This window comes from Candidatus Binatia bacterium (assembly GCA_029248525.1).
In the GTDB taxonomy this organism is placed as follows: domain Bacteria; phylum Desulfobacterota; class Binatia; order UBA12015; family UBA12015; genus UBA12015.
In genome coordinates this window covers 12556-37211 of sequence record JAQWJE010000013.1, presented here as the reverse complement: position 1 = coordinate 37211, position 24656 = coordinate 12556, and the positions used below count along the sequence as shown (strand labels likewise).

General features: G+C 58.2%; 16 protein-coding genes. 9 read left to right on the top strand and 7 right to left on the bottom strand.

Annotated features, from left to right (window positions below):
• Positions 1-34 precede the first annotated feature (34 nt).
• Entirely contained in the window at positions 35-934 is a 900-nt protein-coding gene (locus tag P8K07_02815; GenBank protein ID MDG1957450.1) for an ROK family protein, read from the top strand.
• Positions 935-964: 30 nt separating this feature from the next.
• Entirely contained in the window at positions 965-1579 is a 615-nt protein-coding gene (locus P8K07_02810) for a YceI family protein (protein MDG1957449.1), read from the top strand.
• Positions 1580-1676: 97 nt separating this feature from the next.
• Here P8K07_02810 and P8K07_02805 read toward each other — a convergent pair whose 3' ends face one another.
• The 4 genes from P8K07_02805 to P8K07_02790 form a co-directional block, all read right to left on the bottom strand.
• Positions 1677-4757 (bottom strand): DUF4215 domain-containing protein, encoded by a 3081-nt coding sequence (locus P8K07_02805; protein ID MDG1957448.1) that lies wholly within the window; start codon positions 4755-4757, stop codon positions 1677-1679.
• Positions 4758-4774: 17 nt separating this feature from the next.
• The gene (locus tag P8K07_02800; protein MDG1957447.1) at positions 4775-5224 is read right to left on the bottom strand and encodes a hypothetical protein; all 450 of its coding nucleotides are present in this window, start codon (positions 5222-5224) and stop codon (positions 4775-4777) included.
• A gap of 194 nt (positions 5225-5418) precedes the next feature.
• Complete coding sequence (locus P8K07_02795) at positions 5419-6444, bottom strand: hypothetical protein (GenBank protein MDG1957446.1); 1026 nt, start codon at positions 6442-6444, stop codon at positions 5419-5421.
• A 140-nt stretch (positions 6445-6584) separates the two neighbouring features.
• On the bottom strand, positions 6585-7373 hold the full coding sequence (locus tag P8K07_02790; GenBank protein MDG1957445.1) for an enoyl-CoA hydratase-related protein: 789 nt from the start codon (positions 7371-7373) through the stop codon (positions 6585-6587).
• Positions 7374-7461: 88 nt separating this feature from the next.
• Between P8K07_02790 and P8K07_02785 the strand changes: the two genes are divergently transcribed.
• From P8K07_02785 to P8K07_02770, 4 genes are all read left to right on the top strand, one after another.
• Positions 7462-9039, top strand: coding sequence for a transmembrane 220 family protein (locus P8K07_02785; GenBank protein MDG1957444.1), 1578 nt, complete (start codon positions 7462-7464; stop codon positions 9037-9039).
• 122 nt (positions 9040-9161) lie between these two features.
• On the top strand, positions 9162-11039 hold the full coding sequence (locus tag P8K07_02780; GenBank protein ID MDG1957443.1) for an ABC transporter ATP-binding protein: 1878 nt from the start codon (positions 9162-9164) through the stop codon (positions 11037-11039).
• Positions 11036-12958 (top strand): ABC transporter ATP-binding protein, encoded by a 1923-nt coding sequence (locus P8K07_02775; protein MDG1957442.1) that lies wholly within the window; start codon positions 11036-11038, stop codon positions 12956-12958. The genes P8K07_02780 and P8K07_02775 overlap by 4 nt, the downstream gene beginning before the upstream one ends.
• Before the next feature lie 2 nt (positions 12959-12960).
• Entirely contained in the window at positions 12961-13941 is a 981-nt protein-coding gene (locus P8K07_02770) for an SDR family NAD(P)-dependent oxidoreductase (GenBank protein ID MDG1957441.1), read from the top strand.
• Between the two features lie 16 nt (positions 13942-13957).
• Here the strand turns inward: P8K07_02770 and P8K07_02765 are convergent, their stop codons facing one another.
• Positions 13958-16390: a vanadium-dependent haloperoxidase gene (locus P8K07_02765; GenBank protein ID MDG1957440.1), complete on the bottom strand. Its 2433-nt coding sequence runs from the start codon at positions 16388-16390 to the stop codon at positions 13958-13960.
• A gap of 132 nt (positions 16391-16522) precedes the next feature.
• On the opposite strand from P8K07_02765, the gene P8K07_02760 reads away from it, so the two are divergent.
• Positions 16523-17653 (top strand): efflux RND transporter periplasmic adaptor subunit, encoded by a 1131-nt coding sequence (locus tag P8K07_02760; GenBank protein MDG1957439.1) that lies wholly within the window; start codon positions 16523-16525, stop codon positions 17651-17653.
• A 6-nt stretch (positions 17654-17659) separates the two neighbouring features.
• The gene (locus P8K07_02755; GenBank protein MDG1957438.1) at positions 17660-20758 is read left to right on the top strand and encodes an efflux RND transporter permease subunit; all 3099 of its coding nucleotides are present in this window, start codon (positions 17660-17662) and stop codon (positions 20756-20758) included.
• Between the two features lie 33 nt (positions 20759-20791).
• Here the strand turns inward: P8K07_02755 and P8K07_02750 are convergent, their stop codons facing one another.
• Together P8K07_02750 and P8K07_02745 are read right to left on the bottom strand one after the other, a co-directional pair.
• The gene (locus P8K07_02750) at positions 20792-22585 is read right to left on the bottom strand and encodes a carbamoyltransferase N-terminal domain-containing protein (protein MDG1957437.1); all 1794 of its coding nucleotides are present in this window, start codon (positions 22583-22585) and stop codon (positions 20792-20794) included.
• Positions 22586-22646: 61 nt separating this feature from the next.
• Positions 22647-23771, bottom strand: coding sequence for a DUF1214 domain-containing protein (locus P8K07_02745; GenBank protein ID MDG1957436.1), 1125 nt, complete (start codon positions 23769-23771; stop codon positions 22647-22649).
• A 127-nt stretch (positions 23772-23898) separates the two neighbouring features.
• Between P8K07_02745 and P8K07_02740 the strand changes: the two genes are divergently transcribed.
• Positions 23899-24654 (top strand): Sir2 family NAD-dependent protein deacetylase, encoded by a 756-nt coding sequence (locus P8K07_02740; GenBank protein ID MDG1957435.1) that lies wholly within the window; start codon positions 23899-23901, stop codon positions 24652-24654.
• Positions 24655-24656 lie beyond the last annotated feature (2 nt).

Genomic DNA, 24656 nt, shown 5'->3' with positions numbered 1-24656 from the left:
TGCACTGTCGCGCAGGGCAAGGCATGGAAAATTCATGAGCGATGAATGTCTGGGAATCGATCTGGGAGGCACCAAGATCGAAGGGGTCCGGATGGGGCCTGCTGGCCGCGTGCTTCATCGATACAGAATCCCGACGAATCAGGAGGACGGCTACGAAGCGATCCTTGACCGTATTCGGCAAGTCGTCAGCGAATTGGAAGGAAGCGGCGGGAGATTACCTCTCGGCATCGGGACTCCCGGTTCCATTTCAAGCCGGGATGGAACACTCAAGAACTCCAATACCCAATGTCTCAATGGCAAACGACTTCATGAGGATCTGCAAACCCTGCTGGAGCGCAAAATTCACCTCGAAAATGACGCGAACTGCTTTGCCCTCGCCGAATCCAAGTTGGGTGCCGCTCGAAATTCCGCGGTCGTCTTTGGCGTCATCCTGGGCACGGGTGTCGGTGGCGGAATCATTCTGGGAGGGAAAATCTGGAGCGGGCCGCAGCATATCGCCGGCGAGTGGGGGCATCATAAAATCGATGACCGTGGGCACCTATGCTACTGTGGCGGCCGCGGTTGCGTCGAATCGCGCTTGTCCGGCCCCGCGCTCTCTCAGTCGTACAGGGAGGCTACCGGCAAAGCATCCGATGCCGCGGGGGTCCTCCAGGATCTTCGCGATGGCCATTCTGAGGCAAGGGAGGTTTTTTCTGGCTGGATTCAGAATTTTGGCCGCGCGATGGCCAATGTCATCAACATTCTGGATCCGGAAGTCGTGGTGCTGGGTGGCGGGCTCTCCAATATCGACGAAATTTATGAAATGGGGCCGCCCGCAATCGCGGCCCATCTGTTCAATGACGAACTGTGCACCCCCATTATGCGAAACGAATTGGGAGATTCTGCCGGAGTGCTGGGAGCGGCCCTCCTCGCCAAGTCGACAACCAACGGCTAGTCTGAAGGAAATCATCTGCGGAGGAAAACTATGATCTGGAAACCATTTCTCGTCGCCATGGCTCTCGCCAGCACTTCGGTGGGTGCAACGCTTGCTCATGCTGAGTGCACCTACAATCTGAATGCGGACGGCGTTCAGGCTGAATGGACGGCCTTCAAATTCACCAGCAAGGCTCCCGTCAGTGGGAATTTTGCCGACACCACGCTCGAAGGTCCGCGAGAAGCGAAGACTCTAACCGCCCTGGCCGAGGGGCTGTCGATGAAGATCGTCGGAAAATCCGTGAAAACGGGAAACCCCGGTCGTGATGCAACCGTCGCCGGCTTCTTCTTTGCGTTCATGAAAGACAGCGGCAATATCACCGGCAAGGCCACCAAGGTCGAAGGCGATGATACCAGCGGCACCGTTCATATCGACATCACCATGAACGGGGAAACCCGCGACGTTCCTTTTGCCTATACGATTGGCAAGGATGGCACCGTGGCCGCGAAGGCCTCGATCGATATTCTCGACTTTCGCATGAAGCCGGCGTACGACCAGATCCACAAGGCCTGTGAAGGGCAACATACCGGCGACGACGGCATCTCCAAGACGTGGACTCAGGTGGACCTCGCCTTGAGGGGAAACTTCACGTCCAACTGCGGCTGATCACAAAGCGACCCCGAAACCCTTCGGAGTCACTCCCGCCGATCTTTGGCAGTCGAGTGAATCCGAAGGGTCCCGGAAACAGCCCCGGACAGCGTCTCTAGAAATTATCCTCTTCGTCCATGAAAGCTGGACTCGGCGCTCCCTCCGACACCAGATCCGCGAATATCGTGAGGTAGTTCTCGTAGCGCACCATGTCCGAGGCCGGTTGCAGAGAAAGGCCGAAGAACGAGGGCAGCGGAAAACTGCCGAGTTCGCCCTGGAATGCCGGCAAGGCCAACTCCAACATCGGGGGCAACAAAGCCTCGACATTGACCGTTTCCACAAACAACGGGTTATCCAGCAAGACAACGTTGATGCTCTCGGTCACAGGAGAACCGACCTGAATATCCAGACCGGCTTCTCCGGCTTCAAGGCTCAAGCCGAGTTCCAGGTCGACCGCGGCCGCAAGGCGAACCGCGTCTCCCGCAGTTGGCTGCACGATTTCGATCAACAGCTGGGGCAGGTACAAGGTCGCGACCTCACCATCCGGGCCCACAGTATCGGTGACCACCGGGGAAAGCGTCGGAGCGATCCGCACCTCCAATGGCGTCAGCGGCGGCAGGGCATTGAAGGCGGGCAGGAATGCTCCCAGGACGGTTGAATTGATCGGCACGGGCGTGCCCCCCACATCCAATTCCGAGAGAGTCAGGCGCAACAGCCCCGAAGTGACACTCTCGGACAAGAATTGGTTGAAGGTGGAGGGACTGAACCCCAACGCGATCCCATAGGAATCCTGTGTTCCGGGAACCGTATCCGGCCATGTGGGCGTCGCGGTGGGTACTGCCAGCGAACCGGCAAATGTGGGTGCTTCCGGATCCGGGGCCGTCGCCAGAATCGAAGCGTCCATGGGGAAGGTGATCCCGAGCGTATCCTCCAACACACCCGCAAAAGGCGTATCGAGATCCAATCCGAGGCCCTCTCCAATCGGGCCCGCCAGATCAATTCCGTCCAGAGCCGTCTCGATCGCACCCGCAATCGGCGTATTGCCGCTGCCGTCGGTCGCATTGAGGAAATCCTGTAATCCATCCCGGACCAAGGCCTCCATGTCGGTCACAAACGCACCGATCAGACCCTCGATAATCCCGCCAAGAAAACCGCTACAACTGGTCGAGTAGCTGAAGCCAGTGGTCGCAACCGCAACCCCGCCCTGTTGCACGACATCCACTTTGGTCGCCAGTACCGGCATTGGCTCGAGACTATAGTCTCCGAAAATTTCGGTGGTCTGGGCCGAGATATCAATATTGCAATTCACGCTGACTCCGGTCCGGTTGGTCACCTTGGCTCGCACAGCCAAACCAGTGAGCTCAATATCGCCTTCAACGAAGTCCTGCTGCGAATCGACGTCCAGAGAGAACCCATCGATACGCGGCAAGGTCGGCGTGTGGATGATACAGATATCGACCCGCCCCAGACAGCCTAAAAAGGTGTCCTGATAACAGTAGTTGGTGAGGAAACAGGTTCCGTCCGGGATGAGCTCCTTGGGATCGATACTGACAAGATTGGTGATCGCCGGCTCGACAGAATCCAGACCGGTATCGGTCAGGCGCATCCCGATCCCATCAGCAATATTGGCGCCGACGGGCACAGCAACACCTCGAATCAAGACCACGCGGTCATTGAACTCCTCGCCATCACTGGTGCGCGTCAACTTGGCAACGATCGGCTGGAAGACCTGATCCGGTGAAATCGCCACCTGTGTCGAGAAGGACATATCGGGGTTGAGCAGGATCGACTGACCACCAATGGTCAGCGATGCGTTTCCCCACTGAATATTATCCACCTGCCCCTCCACCAGAACGCTTTGCGCTTCGGTAAAGTCACCGTGGGTCGGTGTCAGAATCGTCGGACGAGGGGCGCATCCGGGGAGCTCGTTCTCGAGTTGGCAACTCGAGCTGCAACAATCCCCTGACTCAAAATTACCGTCATCACATTCTTCTCCGATTTCCAGCATCCCGTCGCCGCAAAATGTGCAGGAACCGCTGCCGTCGCAGGTATCGACGCCGCCCGGTAGTCGGCACTCATCATCGGGGTCTGTTCCGGCCAGCACCGGGGCACAAATCCCGTCTGCCACTCCGGTCAAGGAGAAACTGCAGGCTTCGCAACCACCGTCGCAGGCCGACTCACAACAAGTTCCGTCGATACAGCCGCCGATCAGACAGTCAGCATCCGAGTTGCAGGTGCCACCTTGGTCCAGCAAACACATTCCGGCAGCATCGCATTCCCCTCCGACGCAATCGGAACCAGACGGCGCAAAACAATGAAAGAGATCTTCATTGCAGGTGTTGTTGCAGGAATCCCCCGCACTGCAGGGATCACTGCCTCCTGTGCATGTACCGCTCTGGCAGGTATCGTTGCCCGTGCAGAACAAGCCATCTTCGCAAGCTGTTCCGGTTTCCGCGCAGGTATCCCCGGTTTCATCGCATTGATCGTTGCACGTATCGCCTCCGGCACACGGATCGCCCGAACCACCACAGACTCCTGCAGCACAAATATCGGTTATTGTGCAAAAAAGACCGTCGTCGCACGGGGCGATATTAGCCTGGGAGAGGCATTGCCCGCTTCCGTCACAAACTTCGTCGGTACAGACATTCCCGTCGGCGGGGCATACCGACCCAGCAGACTCGAAAGTACAATCTGAAGCGCAGCAATCTCCGGAGGATGTATTCCCATCGTCACATTCTTCCCAGGGATCCACGGTTCCGTCGCCACAAACCGGTGCCGGCGAGTTCTCGTCGCAATACATGCGCGCAAAGGCAGCTTTTGCTTCCTCCTGACTCTTCGCAAAAAGGGCATCCCGATCCCAGCATTCCGGCAGGGCCAGCGAACTCGTCCGTGCCTCAAACTTGGCCCGAGCGCGCAAGGTGCAGATATCTAGCCCTGAATCCTTGCCTTTCGACTGATTCTTGGCCCCTTTATCGAGGCAAGTTTTCAGATCCTTTTGCAGCTTGCCCCAGGCCGCCAGGGCCTTCAGTTCCGCCTTCATCACATCGTCATCCGGCGCGAGAAAACCCCCAACATCCGGAATGCGATCCGAGTCCGGATCCGCGAACGAGGTCATGGAAAATCCAAAACCAGCGAAAAGCATCAACGCAAACATCGCGAGGAATCGCAGACTCCGACGAAGGCTGGTCAATTTCATGTTCGGCAATTCGGGTTTCAAAGGATCACCGCCCCATCGACAAATGCACCCTCGGGGGAGGCACATAGAAGGTCCGGAATCGCAGCACCGATCGAGTCCATCGAAAGCGCCGCTTCTTCCTCATACGCGTGACAGACCGGCAGCCCTTCGGGTTTGGTTCGGATTTTCTCCAGCTTCAGCTGATATTTCGCTTCCACCGACGCGAGGCATTCGAACAAGAGAGTCGGCTTCCCTTTGGAGTAATTCTTTGCGCCGATCGTGTAGCATTTGGCGCTTCTTTGCAGGAGTTTGGTCTGCTCCTTCGAGATCGCCATCTGGTTGACGAACATCTTGGGTTCCGTGGGCAGCCAGGCCTGATCTCCAGGGTTGGTGAACTCAGGCGGCAAAGGACCGGACGAATAGGGTGCTGCGCTACCCCAACCGGCAAGGCCGACAATCAAGGATGCGGCCAGAAGCCACCGCGTCATCTTCCTCAACATCTTTGAATCCCCCAAGTCTGCGAAAAGTTTTTCGAGGCACGGCAGACAATTTGCCAAACGCATCTGCCTCCGCGACCTCCCTGTCCAAGACCACACCATCGGGCACGGCGTCAAGCGATAATCGAGCTATCAGCTGAAAATGGGGTGTCTAAGTAATTTTGCAATCCCTGCGATTACCTGCGTCAGAAACGAGCGAAGATTGGGCCGTCAACGAATGCGCCCCGGGGCGAAGGCATTCCTTCCTCGGCACAGGACTCGTTTCTTGCCTCATCATCCCAAAAATCGCAGTCCTGCTCCAAACCTTCCGTTGCGTTCAAGATCCGACAAGCCGTGCATCGGCCAGCGACCACCGCATCCTCGGCGAAAACGGAAATCGGCTGTTCCTCGGATACGCCCATCACCTCGTTCAATCCCACATCGAAAGCAGAACATTTGCGGTCATAAATTCGTTCGATTCGGGCGCGGGCCTTCTCCACGCGGCCCTTTGCGTCGGTCCGGCTCTCCGCGAAGCACCCCTCCAAATCCTCCGCAGAAACCGCGGGTCCGGACGAAGCTCCGAGCAGCCGTTTCTGGCAAGAGGCAAACTCTTTCATTTGGCTGCGCAGGACCTGATCCGAGGTCTTGAGCAGAAGAAGTTGGCAGAGCGCTGCGTATTTATTTCCCGGCACAGTAGAATCGACAACAATTTCCTCGGGGGTTGCCACGATCAGTTTTTGCAGGAAGGCCCTCGCCTCCGCGAGTGCCGCCGCCGCGATAACCTCATCATCAGCGTAGCCAAAGTTCGGCGTCTCGGGACATTTGGTGCGACCCGGGAATTGCGGGGTACCGTCCTGAGCGACCTTGATCCGCGCGGCGATGCTGCGCGATTTACGCCCCCCCTCGATCACCAGACAATCCGACAAACTCTGGTCTCCTCGAAGTTTTTTACGGCCGGCATTCTTGAAACAGGACGAACTGACCTGCGCCTGCGTATCTACCAACTTGGTCGTCAAACCGTTGAGCACAACAATACACTTCTGCTGCTCTTTGGTCTGCGAGGCTTCGACCTGACAGCGACTTGAACAGGCATCGCCATTCGCATGGTTCCCGTCGTCACAAGTTTCGCCAAGTTCGACCACGTTGTTCCCACAAACCCCGCCCGAAGCGATCGCGCTGGTGGCAAGAAGAAGAGTGGTCAAAAAGATGGGTGCAAGGCCAACGAGGCGCATGAGAGGTTGCTCCAGAACAGGGGGCAGAAGTATCTACTGGGAGAGAGCCTGACGATCTACCCTTATTTGGGAAGACTTTCACGACGCGCCGCGGCAGGCGAAGGGCCCGAACGGATCCGGCAAAGGACGGAATAGGTACTCTAGCGGCGAAACTTCTTGAAGTCCGCAGGCCTTTTTTCCATGAAGGCCATGACAGCCTCCATATTTTCCGGCGATCCTGCGTGTTGAACCATGCCCTCATCTTCGGCAACTCGCGCGGCATCAATGCCACCGCGGTTGGCCACCTGAAGGGTTTGCTTGATGCCCATCAACGCAGAGACGGGCCACTGCGCGATTTCGCGAGCTTTGCTCATGGTTGCCGCCAATAGTTCCTCGTCAGAGAACTTCCGGGCCGCCATCCCTACCTCAACGGCTCGATCAGCATGAATCCATTCGGCGGTGAAAAATAATTCCGCGGCACGTTGCCGTCCAATCGCCGATTGCAGCGTGTAGCTGCTCGCAAGCTCGGGAACGAGGCCCAGGCTGGCAAAGGGCAGGCGCATCCGGACACTCTCGCCCACGTAGACGATATCGCATGCCACCGCGAGCGTGCACCCGCCACCGACGGCGACGCCCTTGACCGCAGCCAATAGCGGCTTGTCGAACGCAAAAACCGCATCGACACATCCCTGAAAACCGTTCGGGTTTCCATCGTCGCGTGCTTCCGACGCCTGATTGAATGCCGAGAGGTCCTGCCCGGAGGAAAAGTCGCGACCAGCGCCGGTCAGGACCACGACCGCGACCGCCGGATTTTCGCGCGCCTCTCGCAAGGCGTCGCGCATCCCGTCCCATTGCGGGTCATTGAAGGCATTCTTCTTGTCGGGGCGATTCATCGTGACGAGAAGGACGCCCTCTTCATCGAGTTCCTGGAGGATCGGATTTTCAGCCATAGCGCCTTCTTAACGGAACAGGCGCCGACGTCGAGTATTTGCTCTGGCATGGTCGCTTTTGGCCGAAGATACGGTAACTTTCGTACCCATGCGCTGGTTGGAGATCGTCGCTAGTTTGGTGTTTCTCGCGTTTGCCGGGGTGCAAATCAATGATCCGGATTCCCTGCCCTGGGTCCTGATCTACAGCGGCACCGCAGGCGTATCTCTGGCCTTCGGACTTGGCCGAATCTCTCCGATTCTGCTGAATTTCTGGCTTCTGACATGCCTATTGCCCGCGATTCCCCTGCTTGGCGATCTTGTGGGGGCCCCACTTTCGTCCTACGCCAGTTTCGGAATGGCCGATCTCGGCGCCGAACGCGCCCGCGAAAGCGCGGGCCTGCTGCTCGCCGCGAGCTGGACGGCCTTTCTGCGTAGGAGAAACGCGAAAGAATCGGCAACAACCAGCAGGCGAGCCGCGATTCTCGTTCTGGCGCTTCCCTTTCTCGGAGGTTGCGCGCTGGCGACACCGTGGTCGTCCGCTCCTCCACCCATCGAGGCGATACAAATCCCGGCGGAAGTCCCGCAAAAATTATCCGCGCGCAGCCATGTACTTCGTCGACTTCATAACCCCCGGGGGACACTCCTCGCGAACGACGGAACGCTTCTGGTGGCGGTCGCCGGCACCGGGACCGAGCGATCCGATGGGGGAATCCTCCGCTTCCAACTCGACGCCGGTGGACATCCCCGGTCACCGGCAACCCTTCTGGCCAATCAGCATTCGCAAAATCTTCTCGCGCTGGTTCGCCGGGACGAAGTTTTCGGGGTGGCGGCGATCAAAGCTGGCGAAAATGAGATTCGCGCCACCGCGGCCTATTACGAAGGACCCTCGCGAATTCTCACCATCGACGACAGTCGCGTGCGCACGGTAGGCGACGTGGCAGGAAATCTGAATGATATCGTCTGGCATCCCGGAGAAAAACGATGGTTTGCGGTATCGAGCTCCGCCAATGAACTGTTGAGGCTTTCCGAAAGCGGCGCTCCGGTCACTATCACCTCCTTTCCTGCACTCGAGGGGGGGCAGGAAGCGGTTCCGGGCTACCTTCGTCATGACCCCCGGACCGACGAACTTCTCGTGAGCCTTTTCTCCGGTTCGCCACTCGGTGAAGCCGGCGGGGACGGCACCGAAATCATTCACGGAGCCGGAAAGGTTGTGAGCGTCGATCCGCAGACAGGCACCACACGCGATCTGGTTACCGGCCTGACCGCCCCGACCGATCTCGAGCTTTCAGCCGATGGGAATACGCTCTGGATCCTCGAACTCTGCGACAGCTTTGTCGGCCCCGTCCGCAATCGCCGCGAAATGGCTGACACAACAACGCATGGCGGATTCCGTCGTTTTTCCGGTCGCCTTCTGCAAATCGATCGCACTGCCGGAACCGTCGAGGAGATCGCCCGACAACTCGATACGCCAACAAACCTGTCATCGGCCGGTGGATGGCTATTAATCTCCACCGGAATGGGCACTTCCGGCCGACAGATCCCGGGCCCCGACAGGATAGACCTACCGCTGGAAGGCCGCGTCGAAGCCGTTCGGGTCTCGAGCGAATCCTTTGCGCAAAAAAAGTCCTGCAGCCCGACCCGAATTTTACGTCGCCGGTTCTCGCAGCGCAGCCTGCTCGGGCGATAGCGAACGCCACCGGGCATCCGCTCCCGGCTCGACGCCCGTACAAGCACGTATCGAACCGGGTGCACCCACAAATTCACCTTCCGACATCGCGCTGATTGCATGCAGCGCACAGGCGGTTACTGATGACCCCCACAGTGCCGGTCAACACCACCAGTTCCGATCCCACCGCCTCGGGGTCTGCTCCAGAGCCAGAACCTTCGGCAGCAGCCGACGCGCATGCTCGCTTCGCCGCCCCTCGCGGCACCATTCATCCGGACCGCGATCTGGGCTGGATTCGACGACTCTGGCCGGTGGTCGCAGGCCACCGCGGTATCTTTGCAATCGCGCTTGGGGCCTCCGTTGTCAGCCTGCTCTGCGGAGTTGCCGTGCCCCGCATCATGATGGCTGCCATCGATCAAGCCCTCGACCAGCGCACTGAGCCGCTATCGGGATTCATTTTTCTGATTGCAGGGCTGGGACTTCTGCGCGGTGTCGGTGGGTATATCAGTCGATCCTTCCTGTTTCGGGTAGCCTACGCGATCGAGAACGACCTGCGCGTGATGCTTTTCGAGCATTTCTCCCGCCTTTCTTTTTCCTTCTATGACCGCGTACAATCCGGGCAACTCATCTCACGCGCCAACTCCGATATCCGCACGCTACAACTCTTTCTGACTTTCGGACCTCTTATGTCGCTCACCCTGCTTTCCTTCGCTGCGGCTATCGGACTCATGCTGACCATCAGCATTCCGCTGACGATCGTCACGATTCTTCCCCTTCCCTTTGTCGCGATCCTCGGCGCGCGGCTCGGCCGCCTCACCTTCCCGATCTCCTGGATTGTGCAGGCGCGACAGGCCGATCTGGCCACTACCGTTGAGGAGAATTTATCCGGCGTCCGGGTCGTAAAGGCATTTGCCGGCGAGCGTTCTCAAATCGAGCAATTTGATCAGATCGCGCGTCAGCTCCAATGGATCAATGTGCGACAGGCCGAGGTTCAGGCCGCCAACGCGCCAGCCATGGAAGCCATGCCCAGAATCGGGACGGCCATGGTGCTGCTCGTCGGTGGCTGGCTGACGCTCGAAGGGCACCTCACGATCGGTGCGATCGTTGCCTTCACGACCTATGTCGTAATGCTTCAGGCGCCATTTCGGATGTTCGGATTTTTCCTGATGATGCTCCAACGTGCTGCTGCCTCTGCCCTGCGGATCTATGAAGTCCTCGACGAGGATCCCGAGGTTGTGGACCGGATGCATGCGACCGACCTGCACCAACCCTCCGGCGCTCTCGAGTTCAGAAATGTTTTCTTCCGCTACGGAGACGGACCTCAAGTCCTTGAAAATTTCTCTCTGGAAATTCCGGCCGGAGAATCGATAGCGATTGTCGGACGGACAGGCTGTGGAAAATCGACCATAGGGCGACTTCTGGCTCGGTTCTATGAAGTCAATGATGGTGCTGTCCTGGTCGATGGCGAAGACATCCGGGATTTCACCCTGAACAGCCTGCGCGCACAGGTAGGCGTCGTTGCGGAAGATCCATTTCTTTTCACCGCTGCGATCCATGAAAATATTGCCTACGCTCGACCCTCAGCCACGCGAGCGGAGGTTCGAGAAGCTGCGCGTGCTGCGGGGGCATTCGAGTTCATAGAAAATCTGCCCGATGGTTTCGATACGGTGATCGGCGAGCGGGGCTACGACCTGTCTGGCGGACAGCGACAGCGAATCTCCATCGCGCGATCTCTCCTCGCGAATCCAAAAATCCTGATTCTCGATGACGCGACCAGCGCCATCGATGTCCACGTTGAGCGTTCCATTCATGACAAACTTCGTGACCTGCTCGCGAACCGAACCACCATGATCATCGCGCACAGACTTTCGACAATCGCCCTGGCCGACCGAGTGATTCTGATCGATGACGGTCAGGTCGTTGCCGATGGAAAACACCTCGACCTGATGCGCACCGAGCCGCGCTATGCCGAGGTATTGGCTCATTTCAGCGATGAGGAAGAAGAAGAGGCGGCACCATGAGTTTTGGCGGTGGCGGCTTTGCCCCGGGACCGATGTTCGGAGGTCTGGGAGGACAGGGAGGGCAGAACCTTCCGTTTGCTGGTGTACCCGAGGAGTTGCGCGAGAAGGTTGATCGGGTTCTCGAGGATGAACCCGAGATTCCTCGCCGAGAGATTGAATTCGACCCCGAGGATTACGACCGTCGCCCCTTCGGGCTCTGGCGATTTCTGGCTCCTCATAAATTCGCGCTCGGCGGTGCTCTCGGTTTGGTTGTTCTCGAAACGCTCGCGCTTCAAGCAGGGCCTCTGCTCACAAAGATCGCCATCGACTCGGGAATTCGCGCCGGAAAGTTTGATGTCCTCGTAGGCGTGGCCCTCACCTATCTCGTCCTGATCGGAATCACGATTCTCACATCTCGAGCGCGGATCATTGTCACCACCCGAGTGGGTGCCGACCTGATGGTTCGCCTCCGCGTTCGCCTCTTTACCCACCTGCAACGTCTATCTCTCGGTTTCTTCACACAGGAAAAGGGCGGCGTTCTGTTCAGCCGGATGACCAGCGACCCCATGTCCCTGGCCCAATTGTTCCATGAAGGACTCGTGCAGCTTGCCGTGCAGATTTTCACTTTGCTCGTGGTCACAGCTTTTATTCTCACTCTGAACGTCAAGCTGGCACTGATTCTCCTGCTCTCGGTGATTCCAGCGATGACCGTAATGACGCTTTGGTTCCGTAGCGCTTCGGCCGATCGCTTTCTCGCGGTGCGGGACAGAATTGCGGATGTTCTCGCCCACCTGCAAGAAAACCTGGCCGGGATCCGAACGGTCACTGCCTTCAACCGCAACGCTTATAATACCGTCGAGCACCGGAATATTGTCGGAGACTATCGAGAGGCAAATGAAGCTACCTCCCGGGTGAACGCATTATACGGCCCAGGGAGCGAAATGGTCGGCATTTTGGGCCAGTCCATCCTCTTTTTCGTGGGCGGCAATATGGTCCTGCAAGGAGAATTGACCGTGGGCGATCTTGCCGCCTTCATTCTCTATCTGACGGCATTTTTCTCGCCCATTCAACAACTCGTGCAATTATATTCAGTTTACCAACAAGGTGGTGCGGCCGTCGTGAAGTTGCGAGAATTTCTCGCCGTTGCCCCTGAAGTTCGTCAGAAGTCCGAAGCCTACGAACTTCCTCCGATTCACGGGGCGATCGAACTGGAGAACCTGGACTTTTCCTACGCCAAGGACCAGCAGGTTCTGGAAAATCTGAACTTGCAAATTCGCCCCGGCGAAACGTTTGCTCTGGTGGGCTCGACCGGATCAGGGAAATCCACAATCGCCAAACTGGTATCTCGCTTCTACGAGCCCGACCGAGGTAGTGTGCGGATCGACGGGCACGACCTTCGCGACATCACCTTTCGCTCTCTTCGATCTCAGGTCGGTGTGATCCCGCAGGAGCCTTTTCTCTTTGCCAGTTCAGTCCGGGACAATGTCGCTTTTGCCCGCCCCGATGCGACCGATGACGAGGTTCTCGACGCCTGCCGCGCCGTCGGTGTGATCGAGCAGGTCCAAAAACTTCCGGAGGGGATCCATACCATGGTTCATGAACGAGGCGTCACTCTTTCCGCAGGGGAGCGACAGTTGCTCGCTCTGGCTCGGGCCTTTCTCGCCGAACCAAGACTGCTGGTCCTGGACGAAGCCACCTCCAATCTCGACCTCCGCTCGGAGGCCCGCATTGAACAAGCTCTCGACATCCTTCTTGAGGGCCGCACCGCGATTATCATCGCCCACCGAATGGCCACAGCACAAAGAGCCGATCGAATCGGAGTCGTCGATGATGGCCGGATAGTTGAAATTGGAACCCACGAAGAGCTGATCTTCCAAAAAGGTCGCTATGCAGCCATGTTCGAGACTTGGGCCGCTGCTGGAGCAGCCGAGAGAGAGTAACGATGCGAGATTTCAAAAATAAGATAGCTGTGATCACAGGTGCCGGCACAGGAATGGGCCGAGCGCTTGCCTGCCAATTATCCGCAGCCGGATGCCACCTCGCCCTCTGCGATATTCTGATGGAAAATCTGGAAGAGACCGTCCGCCTCGCCCGAGCTGAGGCACCCGACGGTTTGCGGATCTCGACACACCATTGCGACGTCTCGCAAGAACCCGATGTTGAAAATTTTCGCGACGAGGTTCAGCGCGAACATCAGACAGAAGCCATCCATTTACTATTCAATAATGCAGGTGTTGGTGGCGGCGGAAGCTTTGTGAATGATCCGCGAGAGAGCTGGGAAAAGACGTTCAATATTTGCTGGTTCGGTGTCTACTATAGTGCGCGAGCATTCATGCCCCTGCTCGTCGCAGCCGATGACGGCTACATCGTCAACACGAGCAGCGTGAATGGCTTCTGGGCCAGTCTGGGCCCCCATACCGCTCACTCAGCCTACAGCGCCTCCAAATTCGCAGTGAAGGGTTTCACCGAAGCCTTGATCACGGATTTGCGAATGAACGCGCCCCACGTCAAGGCAGCTGTAGTCATGCCGGGTCATATTGGCACGGGCATCGTCGCGAACTCCGCACGTATCCATGGAGCCCCCAAAGCGGGCGATATGGGCCCCAAAGACTTGCTTGGGGTGCGAACCCGCATGAAGCGTATGGGTCTGGACGCTGATGCTCTCAGCGACGATCAGGTGCGTGGCATTGTCGCGCAGCAGGCGATCGATTTCGAGAAAAAAGCGCCGCTGACCGCAGAAGGCGCAGCCGAGATCATCCTTGATGGGGTGCGAGAGGAACGTTGGCGGATCCTCGTCGGTAACGATGCCGAAGCCATCGATGCACTCGTTCGAGAATCTCCGGAACAAGCCTACGATGCCGACTTCCATGTGAGAGTGATGAAAATCTTTCAGGATGGTCAGCAAAAAAAGACGGCTGAGTAGCCGCAGCGCGGGGACGTTACTTCGCCGGTCGAACGAACAGTTCACCCTGCAGCGTGCGCTTTGCTCCGATAGAATCCTGGATTTCCAAGGTCAGCGGGAAGAAGCCGGACTCGCTGGGCGTACCCTCGACTCGATATTTTTCATCGTTGATGAAAAGTCCTGCAGGAAGAGCACCCGCCGCGATCGAAATTGAGTAGGGAGGAACGCCGCGTTTTGGACGCAAGCGCATTTTATATTTCTTGCCCTCGCGGCCCCGACGGAATCGCCGGGCACCGACGTTCATCGCGCTCACGGACTCGATTTCAAAGGATCGCTGGGCTGGCACGCCCAAGGCATCCTCGACACCAATCACGATCGTTTCAGCTCGACGGCGCCGCTCCGGCGTGCCCCGAATGCGACCATCCGCCGTCAGGACCAATCCCTCGGGTAGATCACCGGAGATCAACCGGCATTCGTACGGTGTCGTCCCCCCGGCAATCCCGAGATCGACTTCGTAGAAGAGGTCTTCCTGCGCGATCGGCAATTCGAATAGCGCGATCGAAAGACCGGGAACTGCGCCCGTCCAATACTGCTGTGCGCGATCCCAGGCTCCCAGAGCCACCTGATCCCCAATCTCGCGGCCGGGGAGATCATCTGCCGGAGGATGAATTCCGCCCCAGATCCTGGAGAGAGAGCATTGATTGGCCGCATCATAATAGGAGGCCCACTGCAGACGGACCGTTTCACTGGGGCCGTCTTCGAAAACCAGGAATTCATTCTTCTCGGCGACGAATTCTGCGAGTCCCCCGGGGAAATATGGCGAGCCAGTAATGCGATGCAAAACGTTGGCCGCGGCTCGACTGAATGTACTATGGCCGGACACGTACCCCGCAAAAAACGGGGTTACAAAAGACGGTCGCTGATAGGGCCACCATTCCTCGGCCAGGATCCATCCGACCCCCGCGGTATCGCGGAGTGGATTATTGATGAAATCGGGCCCGCGCCAGGCATGGACGGCTACTTTGCCCTCATTCCCCCGGAGGTGTCGGTGCTTCTTCCGAACTCGAGTCGTCTCGTAAGTCACCATTTCTATCAAATCCGGAATCAGCCGGAGACCCTCCGGATGATAGGACGCTTGCGCGGGGTCCGAGCTCTGACCGCGCTCGGCCATGGCGCGAATGACGGAAATCGGTCGAATGAAATCGTAAAAACCCTTGAGGCTCCATGCCGTGATCGCCGCATCATGCATCGCCCCGCCGAGAAGCAGGTAGGATTTCGTATCCCATTCCAGAGGCTCGATTTCCGGTCCTGCACCGCCCATCCGTCTCTCGAACTGTGGATGGTCCATCACTTGATTCCGAATCTGAAACCAATGCCCCGGAGGAGTTTCCGAGCCCGGGCCATCCGCCCAAAACTCCGCCAGAACGCGGACATAATCACCGCGCTGGACGAGCTGTGGCGTATAGATTTCACCGGAAACCGGGTTCGCGGGATAACCCGTCGAGCCGTCCCCGCCTTCCGTGAAATTATAGAAATCTTCCCAGTCGGCGGCCGAGTCCGGGACGTAGGCAGCACCAATACCGGCGGGGGAAATATCCCAAACGGCCTCATTATCCGGCGAGAGGTGCTTCGACCACGCGAGGACCATTTCAAAATTTCGGCGATATTCGTCTTCCCTGTCCGATCCCATCAAGGGCGGCGGACCAGGATCCATCCATACCGTCCAGGTGTTGCCGGCCCGCTGGCGAAGCGTCCGATCGATGGGCGAAAGACCGAAGGGGGTCACGTCGCCCCATTCCGGGCTGAGAAAATCGGGCGAGCCGCCAATGATTATATTTCCGGACTGGTCCACAAAAAACGAAAGCGCCAGAGGCTGCCATTGGTTCCAATTGACCAGATCCGGATTCCCCGGCAATGCCGGGAGCAATGGCGGGTTCACGGGAGTGTACCATCGGTTCTCGAAATCTCCGGCCTCGTTCGCCCCATCGGTTCGCCCGAATTCGAGGACGCGAGCAGCGATACGATTTCCGACGGCCTGAGCCGAATCGCCGACAAGAGTCTGATTCGTCGGGTCATGGCCGAGTGCGATCATCTGGTTTTCGAGTGCCGACAGAGTCGCCCCTGCATTCGGCGAACCGGCGAATCGAGACCGCAAGACGCCATAAGCCGCGAAGCTGACTGCAATCTCGCGATCCATGGCAGGATCGACCGAGACGGGTCTTTCTCCAAACAGCACCGGCGCAGCCACCTCATCGTACGCAGCCCACGCGTCGTACATCGCGATGGAAAGATGAAAAAGGTTCCGCGCAATGACGGTAGGGCGAGCAAAATCGAGCCGAACTGCCGCCAAAGCCTGCTCGTTCCAATGCCGCGCGGCGCTATGAGCTTCCTGCCCGTGCACCGGAGTCGCCCAAAAACTGGTCGCCGGCATAAGGATCAGAATCAGGAAAATCGGCAGAATTTTTCTCATGACGAGTGGCTGTCCGCCTTGGAACACGGACCGCCCACAGCTTACCGCAGAACGACGCGGTTGCCAGTACATTTTCTTTGCAAGGCGCCATGCTGGTACGGAGGCCGACGGATCGTTAGAAAGGAAAGTGAGATGTTCTCAGTTTGCCAGAAAAAGCTCTTTATTCTTTGCTTTATTCCCTTTCTGCCGCTCGCAGCTTGCGGCGAGAAGCGCCCTGAGGAATCGACGAAAACGATCGCGGACGACACGACTCAGCAGGCCGCGGTTCGTGTTCTCGTCGCCGAGGCCAAGCGGGATAAATTGGAGGTGCGCCCCAGCGCGACCGGACTCACGCGTGCCTTCCAGCGGGCCCAAGTGGCTGCCGAAGTCAGCGGGCGAGTCCTTCAGCGCGCCGCCGAACCCGGGGCGTCGGTGCGCGCCGGCGACCCCCTCCTCAAACTCGACCCCACCCGCACCGAACTCGCCCTGAGGGAAGCTGAAGCTGGTGTGGTTTCCCGACAAACAGACCTGGACGAGGCCACGCGGAGTGCCCGACGCGGCGAGGAATTGTCTGCAGAAAAAGCCATCAGCGATAGCGAATTGGATCGCCTGCGTTCGCGGCGCGATCGCGCCGCAGCCGCCTTGAGCCTCGCCGAGGTTCATCTTGCACGCGCACTGCAAGACCTCGCGGACACGACCGTTCGAGCGCCATTCGACGGGATTGTGGAGAGCATCGATGCCGATCCGGGTGACTTCCTCCGTGCCGGAACGCCGGTCGCGATGGTCGTCGATCTCGCGCGCGTCCGGGTCCACGCAGGAGTGACCGCGAGCGAAGCATCGCGATTGGCCGTTGGTGACCCCGTGCAAATCGTATTCGACGCCGGAAGTGGGCGGCCCTTTGAGGCCTTGGTTCAAAGTATTGGCCAAGTCGCCAATCCACGTACGGGCAACTTTTCCGTAGAGGTCTGGATGCCAAACGCGGACCGATCCATTCGCGATGGCATCACGGCGACGCTGGCGTTCAACCCTTCCACCGAGAGTGATGGCCCTCTCGTCCCGCGGGCCGCCCTTGCACGTTCGCCCCGGGGCGCCGTGGTTTTTGTCGTCGAAGGCGCGGGCGAGATCCAGAGAGCAACGCGCAGGATGGTCCGCCTGGGTCGGAGCGATCAGGACAAGGTCGAAATTCTCGATGGAGTTCAAGCAGGAGAAATGGTGGTCACCGATGGCCATTTCGCCTTGAACGATGGCTCACCTGTCCTCATCGACAGAAACAACGGGACTTGAACCATCGTGCAGAAACTTGTCCGCTGGTTCGTCGAGCGACATCTCGTCGTCCACATCATCGTACTCACGATCATTGCTCTGGGTGCACGCTCCCTCGCCAGTGCCCCCCGCGAAACATTCCCCGAGATCACCCTGCCCACTCTCTTTGTCGGAGCCGCCCTGCCAGGTGCTGCCGCGCAAGATATCGAAACAAAGCTGACACAACCGATCGAAGAAGCCGTTCAGGAACTCGACGGTGTAAGAGAATTCACATCGGTCATCACCGATAATAGTAGCCAGACCCAGATTGAGTTCCCGGAAGATGTTTCGGACGCGCGGATCCGCGACGCCGAGCAGGAACTTCGTGCACTGATCGATTCCATCACCGACTTTCCACCTGAAATGGAGGAAGAGCCTCGAGTTCAGAGGGCCAACACCAAGCGTTTCCCGGTGGTCCAGATTGCCCTCTGGGGACCGACCGATGGCGTGATTACCGCGGCCGAAAAACTTGAAGACGAGCTTCGACGGCTCGAGAATATTTCCCGAATAACGACCATCGGCCTCGAAGATCCCGAGCTACGAGTCCTCATCGACCCGCTGCTCGCCCGCGCGCATCAGGTCACCATTCTTGATGTGGTGGAAACAATTGCGAGCAGCAACGTTTCCAACACTGGCGGCGTCCTCGAAACCAGCGGCGACAGGCGACAAGTCGTTCTATGGAATCGCTTCGAGGAACCGGAAGACGCCGCCAATGCAGTGATCCGCTATCTCCCCGACGGAGGTGCACTTCATGTATCTGATGTCGCGCGCGTCGAACGCACGCGTGAAGACCGAGGCCTGATCGTTCACACCAACGGTCGACCCGGTATTGCTCTGGAGATTATCAAACGTGAAGGCTCCGATATCCTTGATACCGTCGACGAGGTTCGCGGTTTTCTCGGAACTTTCCAGATGCCCGAGGGCGTCTCGGCGCGACTGCTGAATGACGATTCGCATTGGACGAGAAACCGTATCGATCTGATTACGACCAATGGAATGGTCGGGGCTGCCCTGATCATGATCACCCTTTTTATTTTCCTGTCGCGTATCGTTGCAGTCTGGGTCCTGATCGGAGTGCCTGTTGTATTTCTGGGCACCTTTGCCCTCTTCCCCTGGCTCGGCCTGACCATCAACGTCATCTCGCTGACCGGCTGTGTCGTCGTTTTGGGAATGCTGGTGGACGATGCCGTCGTTGTCGCAGAACGCATCACGACACTTCGCCAGGAAGGTCAGTCCGCGCGCGACGCCGCCGTCCAAGGCGCCATGGAGATGATTCGACCCGTAACGGCATCGGCCATCACCACCATGCTGGCGTTCATGCCCATGTGGTCGATTGGCGGATTGGCGGGAAAAATGCTCCAAACGATGCCGACGGTTGTCATCTTGGCGCTTCTACTGTCTCTTTTCGAGTCGTTCTTTATTCTACCCGGCCATATGAGCATGGGCGGAAGTACGCCCCCTGCCAAGCGCGCTTTCGTGACACGCCTCGAGGAGATTTACCGCGGCCTGCTCCGGCGCTTGCTCCGCCGTCGCGCCTTCGTCATCGCCGGATTTTTTGCGATTCTCGCATTCGCTTTCCTGGTCGTGGGACCCCGCACCCCCGTGGTCATCTTTCCGCAGGACGACTCGCAATCCCTGTTTGCGAAAATTGTCATGCCCCCTGGAACTCCGATCGAACAAACCGAGGCAGTCGCGGCATCGATTGAGCGACAGATCCCGGAAATTACCGGCGATGATCTCCTCGCCGTCACCGCTCGAATCGGCCATAGCGAAACGGATGTAGGCTTCGAACGAGATACGGGTGCCAACACCAACGAGGCTGTTGTCCGGGCGATCTTTGATCACACGAGAAAACGCGCAACATCGAGTGCCGAATGGGTTCCCATTTTCCGGGAGAGAATCGTCGTCCCCGACGACGTCACCGTTGTCTTCGTGCCCGAGGTGCTCGGTCCACCGATGGGCTACCCCGTCGAACTCTACATCGAGAGCAATGATGACACCCAAAGGCGACAGGCTGCCAACCGCGTGGCGGAATGGCTCCGTAGCGTCGACGGCGTCAGCAATATCGATGTGGACGAAAGATCGGGACCCTTCCAGATTGATCTCAATCTCGACCCCGAACGGACGGCACTGCGAGGCTTGCGAGCGGCCGATATTGGTCGAACGCTGCAAGCCGCTTTCTACGGAATTCCGGCATCCGAACACCGCGACATCGACCAAACAACTCGATTGCTCGTGACCATCGACCCGGCCTACCGAAACTCTTTGGATTCACTTCTCGAGTTACCCATTCGTGCCCACGATGGTTCCTTGGTCCAGTTGCGCGATGTCGTGGATCCGATCGAGATGCCTGCCCTCTCGAGAATCAACCATCGCAACGGAGTTCGAGCGACGACGGTCACCGCGAATTTCGTTCCCGATAGCGGGCATACCCCCTTGTCGATGGGTCAAAAAATTGATCGCGAGTTGATGCCGGAGTTTGCCGGCGTCTCCGGTCTTGCCGTCCGACTGGGCGGAGAGGCTGTCGAAAGTCGCAAGACCGGCGGCGATATCGGAACCGCCGCACTGATAGCCATGGCAGGAATCGCCGTGACCATTGCCCTGATGCTCGGTTCATTCCTCGAAGCCTTCCTTCTGATTTCGATCATCCCCTTTGCTCTCGCGATGGTTCTCCTCGTCTTTTTCGTGCACGACCAGCCGCTATCGCTTTTTGCCATGACCGGAACGATCGGCCTCTCCGGCGTTGTGGTCAACTCGGCCATCGTCATGGTCGATTCCATTCACCGACAAGCCAAGGGCAAGGAAGTGCATGGCGCCGCCCGACAATCGCTGATTATCAAGGCAGCCAGCGGCAGACTCCGCCCCATTCTGGTGACTTCCATTACAACACTCGGCGGTGTGATTCCGATGGCATATGGAATCGGCGGCTACGACTCGGTCGTCGCACCGATCTCACTTGCACTTGGCTGGGGCCTGGCACTCACAACCATCGCGAGCCTCGCCTTCGTTCCCGTCATCTATACAGTCGCGGGAGACCTGCAACAGTTCGCCTCACGCATTCGAGGCAAACAACCCGAAGCCCACTGATCCAAGGCGGCCGCCTGAGGGCAACGAAATCTTTCAGGAGAGCATCCCGACGACAGAGTCTCCGGCGTGGCGGAGAACAAACTTCTCGTCGTCAACGATCTTCTTCTTGGCCTTATGCGGGACGATGAAATTCCCGAGATAGAGCACGTCCATCTCGGAACGACTGAACGTATTGAAGGCGTTCGCAGGCGTTTCCACGATCGGCTCTCCCTTTAGATTGAAGCTCGTGTTGAGCACCACAGGAACACCCGTCGCTTCACCGAACTTCTCGACAACCCGATGATACGCCGGATTTGTCGACTGCCGAATGGTCTGCAGGCGACCGGAGCCATCGACATGCGTGATCGCGGGCAGCTCCTCGCGCTTATCTTCGACCACAGGAACGACATAGAGCATGAAATCAGCCGGATAATGGTCCAGTGCATTCGGGAGTTCAAAAAACTCGCTGCAGCGCTCGGCCAAAACACTGGGCGCAAAGGGACGGAAGGCCTCCCGAAACTTGATCTTCGCGTTGACGATTTCCTTCATCTCGGCGCGCCGTGGATCGGCAATAATCGATCGCGCCCCAAGAGCACGCGGGCCCCATTCCTGACGGCCGCGCATCCATCCGCCTACACGGCCGTCGAGCAAATTCTCGACGACTCGATCAAAGAATTTCTCATCGTCATCGATATGCTCGAACGGCAAATCATGCTCTTTGAGGAAATCTCCGATCTGACTCTCGCTGTACTCACTCCCCAGATAGGCCGAGTCGAGCATCGGGCCACGGGGCTTGCCCAAGACTTGATGGTAACACCACAATGCCGCCCCGATGGCCCCACCATCATCCCCGGGGCCGGGCGGTATATAGATACTCGAGAATCCGGATTCGCGAAGAATCTTCGCATTCGCGACCGAGTTCAGCGCGACCCCACCGGAGAGGCAGAGATTATCCTGGCCAGTTTTTTGCCGCATATTCCTTGCGAGCTTGATCAGGATGGATTCGGTGACTGCCTGAATCGACATCGCCACGTCACAATAAAATGGATCGAGGGTCTTGTCCCCCAGCGACGGATCACGTGGCGGGGCACCCATGCACTCGGAAAATTTGGGCGACAAGGTCTGGTCCGGAGAATGATGGAATGAGAAATAATCCAGATCCAGCCAATAGGACCCATCGCTGCCGACGTGAATCATCTTTTCGATCCGCTCGACGTAACGCGGCTCGCCATAGGGCGCCATCCCCATCAGCTTGTATTCACCTTCATTGACCTCGAAGCCGCAATACGCAGTGAAAGCCGAATAGAGCAAGCCCAGCGAATGCGGGAAACGGCTTTCCTGTTCCAGGTCGATATGATTGCCGCGACCCAGACCTGTTGTCCCGGTCGTCCACTCACCGGCCCCATCGACCGTAATAATCGCGGCCTCCTCGTAGGGCGAGCAATAAAACGAAGCTGCCGCATGCGACATATGATGGTCGCAGAAGAGAATTTTTCGAGGATCGACTTTCAACTGGTCGCGGATCAGAGGTTTGACCCAAAGTTTGTCCGTAATCCAACGACGCATCGACTCCTGAAAGACCCGATGCGATCGCGGAAAGGTAGCGAATGCCGTTAGCAAGAGGCGCTCGAATTTCACAAACGGTTTCTCGTAAAAAACGATTTGATCCACATCGTGAATCGAGATGCCGGCACGTTTGCAACAGAAATCGATCGCCCGCAACGGAAACCCGCTATCGTGCTTGATACGAGAAAATCGTTCCTCGGCTGCTGCGGCCACCACCACACCATCTTGCACCAGCGCGGCCGCGCTATCGTGGTAAAAAAAAGACAGACCAAGGACGACCATAGGATCTATTGCTGGTATCTCAACCGGTATCGAGCCTCAACTCGATGCCTCACCCGTCGGATCATGGCTTCGCCACAAGCGACTCCATGGAAACGACTTCGGCGACCGGCGTCTCGATCGAGCCCTCCGGCAACATGAAGCGCCAGAAAACCAACCCCAGGGCCCGCCCTTCGGTATCCAGCCAGTTCGGATGCCCCGGATCAGCAGGGGCCACGATAATTCGCAAACTACCGTCTTCCTCCAGCACCGTCTGCTCCCGGTTCAGGGATATCGTGCGATTCACGTAATCAAACGTCTGCATATGCCGGTTCCAGAGCACGACATTCGCACAACGGCATTCCGGCCATCGAGCCGTCATCACCAATGCCTGGTCCGGGCCGAGAAAAAACGGCGCCATGGAATAGGCAGCATCCGACGCGGCCAAACCATGATCGCCGGGCGAGACCGGAGCGGGAAAAACTCCGGGCACCTTGGACACAAAGGCCGGTGTCTCGGCGTCTGCCATCGCAGGCTGCTCCAGGGTGCGTGAGCGAATGAAATTGCCGACGCGGTCGATGCCGGCAGCCACGGTGGTATCGCTGGGCGCCGGCGGCGGTGCCGAAGCATCGCAGTTGCGAATACTTAGAGAGCAATGCCGGTTCGTATCAACAGCGGCATGAACTTTGTCTTCGAAATAATGTCGCGTCGTAATCCGGAAGGCGTCCTCGGGTAAAGGAAGCCAATTCCGCTCCTGCGGCGCACCGCCGAGACGAATCACGAAGTTGCCCGCTGCATCGATATCGAGGTCCGAGTCATTCAGAACACCGCCCAGACGCGTGCCCATCCGGCCATCTCCGACACCACATTCTATGGTAAAGGCCGTATAGACCGCGCCGCTCAGGTTGCCTTCCACCTCGTAGGAACATCCCGGATCAATCGGAGCGTCGTAATAAATCGCATCTGCATTATCACCCGTGAACTTCTTGTAGGGGGTCACAATCTTGCGAAAATCGGGATGCTTGGGATCACACTCGAAAAACGAATCGAGCCCACCCTGGAGCATATGCATCAGCGCGCGCGTGCCTTGTGCGATATCGTCTGCGGAGTTCAGGTTCCATTCCGGTCCCAGCCAGCGGCTATCCACTTCTTCCAACAAGGCGATCAAACGCCGCAGGGCTTCTCGACTGACACTCTCGGGATCCGACATCGACTTCTCCTTCTTGGGCGCGGGGCCCGTTCAACTCCGGGACCACTCTATGCTGGCCGCGGGTATTTGTACCAGCGCCACACTTCCCGACCGGCGCGGGCTGGGCTAGGACCAAGCTGTGAGCGAGATGGAAGAAATCAGAAATTGGATCGAAGCGGCTGAACGCATCGTCGCTCTGACCGGCGCCGGAATCTCCACGGATTCCGGGATCCCGGATTTTCGCGGGCCTCAGGGGCTCTGGACCAAGAACCCCAAGGCGGAAAAAATGGCCACCCTCAAACACTACGTGGCCGACCCGGAAGTGAGGGAAGCGGCATGGCAAAGCCGGCAGGCAATGTTCGGGAGCCCGCGGGATCCAAATCCGGGCCATCTCGCCCTGGTCGAACTCGAGCAACAAGGGAAATTGCAGGCGATCCTGACACAAAACGTGGACGGTCTGCATCACGCCGCGGGTTCCGACCCGGAAAAGATTGTCGAGATCCACGGCACGGTCCGCGAGGTGGTCTGCCTTTCTTGCGATCGTCGCTGGCCGATGTCGCATGCATTGGACCGTGTCAACGACGGCGAGTCCGACCCTGCGTGCATTGACTGTGCGGGGATTCTGAAATCCGCCACGATCTCCTTCGGTCAGGCTCTGGTCCCCGAAGATCTGAGTCGCGCCAAGGAGGAAGCCCGCAACTGCGATCTGCTTCTGGCGATCGGCAGCACGCTTGGCGTCTACCCGATCGCCGGAGTCGTACCTCTGGCCAGAAAAAATGGCGCACGGGTGGTGATTATCAATGGCGAGCCCACGGAAATGGATCATCAGGCAGACGCCGTCGTGCATGCCGGTATCAGCGAGACGCTGAGCCTTCTGGTCCGCTCGCCGGCCGAAAACCTCTGAGG

Coding starts and splice junctions, on each gene's coding strand:
- P8K07_02745 (MDG1957436.1), bottom strand. CDS start 23,771: ATGTCGGATCCCGAGAGTGTCAGTCGAGAAGCCCTGCGGCGTTTGATC.
- P8K07_02800 (MDG1957447.1), bottom strand. CDS start 5,224: ATGACGCGGTGGCTTCTGGCCGCATCCTTGATTGTCGGCCTTGCCGGT.
- P8K07_02815 (MDG1957450.1), top strand. CDS start 35: ATGAGCGATGAATGTCTGGGAATCGATCTGGGAGGCACCAAGATCGAA.
- P8K07_02795 (MDG1957446.1), bottom strand. CDS start 6,444: ATGCGCCTCGTTGGCCTTGCACCCATCTTTTTGACCACTCTTCTTCTT.
- P8K07_02760 (MDG1957439.1), top strand. CDS start 16,523: ATGTTCTCAGTTTGCCAGAAAAAGCTCTTTATTCTTTGCTTTATTCCC.
- P8K07_02810 (MDG1957449.1), top strand. CDS start 965: ATGATCTGGAAACCATTTCTCGTCGCCATGGCTCTCGCCAGCACTTCG.
- P8K07_02790 (MDG1957445.1), bottom strand. CDS start 7,373: ATGGCTGAAAATCCGATCCTCCAGGAACTCGATGAAGAGGGCGTCCTT.
- P8K07_02765 (MDG1957440.1), bottom strand. CDS start 16,390: ATGAGAAAAATTCTGCCGATTTTCCTGATTCTGATCCTTATGCCGGCG.
- P8K07_02770 (MDG1957441.1), top strand. CDS start 12,961: ATGCGAGATTTCAAAAATAAGATAGCTGTGATCACAGGTGCCGGCACA.
- P8K07_02805 (MDG1957448.1), bottom strand. CDS start 4,757: ATGAAATTGACCAGCCTTCGTCGGAGTCTGCGATTCCTCGCGATGTTT.
- P8K07_02750 (MDG1957437.1), bottom strand. CDS start 22,585: ATGGTCGTCCTTGGTCTGTCTTTTTTTTACCACGATAGCGCGGCCGCG.
- P8K07_02775 (MDG1957442.1), top strand. CDS start 11,036: ATGAGTTTTGGCGGTGGCGGCTTTGCCCCGGGACCGATGTTCGGAGGT.
- P8K07_02740 (MDG1957435.1), top strand. CDS start 23,899: ATGGAAGAAATCAGAAATTGGATCGAAGCGGCTGAACGCATCGTCGCT.
- P8K07_02785 (MDG1957444.1), top strand. CDS start 7,462: ATGCGCTGGTTGGAGATCGTCGCTAGTTTGGTGTTTCTCGCGTTTGCC.
- P8K07_02780 (MDG1957443.1), top strand. CDS start 9,162: ATGACCCCCACAGTGCCGGTCAACACCACCAGTTCCGATCCCACCGCC.